The organism is Streptomyces sp. Ncost-T10-10d (assembly GCF_900091955.1).
Lineage (GTDB): Bacteria > Actinomycetota > Actinomycetes > Streptomycetales > Streptomycetaceae > Streptomyces.
This window is the reverse complement of sequence record NZ_FMDF01000237.1, coordinates 1-1,532: the sequence shown is the minus strand read 5'-3', so window position 1 is coordinate 1,532 and position 1,532 is coordinate 1. Positions and strand designations below refer to the sequence as shown.

Sequence of the window (1,532 nt, the reverse complement as noted above, 5' to 3'; positions counted from 1 at the left end):
CCCCATACGACACCTCCACACCCTCAAACACCACCGCCACCGCACCCGGCGACCGCACCACCTGCGCCTCGAACAACCCCGACAACGTCGACGCCTCAACCCCCACTCCCGTGTCATTCCACTCCACCAACACCCGCCGACGCTCACCGGCATCGAGCAGCTCGAGGCCGCTCAACGGCACCTGTGGGTCAGCGGCCACCGCGGCCAGGATGCGCGCGAGGTACACCGCGATCCGCTCGACCGACCCCGCCTCGAAGAGGTCCGCCGACGCGACGACGCCACCATGCAGGCCAGCCGGCAGGCCATCGGCGTCGAAGGCCTCGCCTAGGCCGACCTCCAGGTCGAACTTCGACCAAACGCCCGACGACGGCGCCCCTCCGGCGCGTGCACCGGCGAGATCGAGCTCCGCCCCCTTGTTGTTCTGCAGCGTCAACGACACCTGGAACAGCGGGTGACGGGCCATGGAGCGGCTCGGGGCGAGCTCCTCGACCAGCTTCTCGAACGGGACCTCCTGGTGTGCGAACGCGGACAACCCCGCCTCACGTACACGCGCGAGGACGTCGGCGAACGTCGGGTCACCGGAGAGGTCCGTCCGCACCACGAGGGTGTTGACGAAGAAGCCGACCAGGTCGTCGAGTGCTTCGTCCGTACGACCGGCGTTGGCCGTGCCGATCGGGATGTCGTTGCCCGCACCAAGACGCGAGAGCAACATCGCCAAGGCGGCCTGCAGGACCATGAACATGGTCGCGCCCTCGGCCCGCGCCGTCTCGACCAGCCGTGCGTGCACCTCTGCCGGGATCTGCAGCGACGCGTCGTGCCCGCGGCGGGAGGAGACCGCAGGACGAGCGTGATCGACCGGAAGCTCCAGCTCCTCTGGGATGCCGGACAACGACTCTTTCCAGTAGTCGATCTGACGTGCCACCACACTGTCCGGGTCCCGCTCGTCACCAAGCAGTTCGCGCTGCCACAGGGCATAGTCCGCGTACTGGACCGGCAGTGGCTCCCACTCGGTCGCCCGCCCCTCGCTCCGAGCCGCGTAGGCGACCGACAGATCCCGGGCCAGCGGCGCCGTCGACCAGCCGTCGCTGGCAATGTGATGCAGGACCACTGCCAGCACCGGATCGGCGTCGGCACCCGGCTCGAACAGCCAGGCGCGGATCGGCACCTCGGAGGTCAGATCGAACGCGTACTCCGCCGCCTTCGCGACCTCGGCCTCCAGATCCGCCGGCTGCGCAGGGACGACCGTGATCTGCCAGTCCAGCTCATCGAGTTCGGTGATCCGCTGGAACGGCTCGCCGTCGACCGCCGGAAACACGGTGCGCAGGACCTCGTGCCGGCCGATCACGTCGCGGAAGGCCGCGTTCAACGCCTCGCGGTCGATCTCACCGAGTCGAAGCACCACCGGAATGTTGTAGGAGGCGCTCGACTCCTCCAACTGGTTGATAAACCAAAGCCGTTGTTGAGCGAACGAAAGCGGGAGGCGGTCGGGGCGCTCCATCGGCGCGAGCGCGGTCCGGGCGGTCCGGGCGTCA

1 protein-coding gene is annotated in these 1,532 nt (G+C 68.7%); it reads right to left on the bottom strand.

What is annotated here, in order from left to right; genetic code table 11:
• The coding region (locus GA0115254_RS42220; RefSeq protein ID WP_256103103.1) for a condensation domain-containing protein at window positions 1-1,498 on the bottom strand (1,498 nt) is incomplete at its 3' end.
• Window positions 1,499-1,532: the final 34 nt, after the last annotated feature.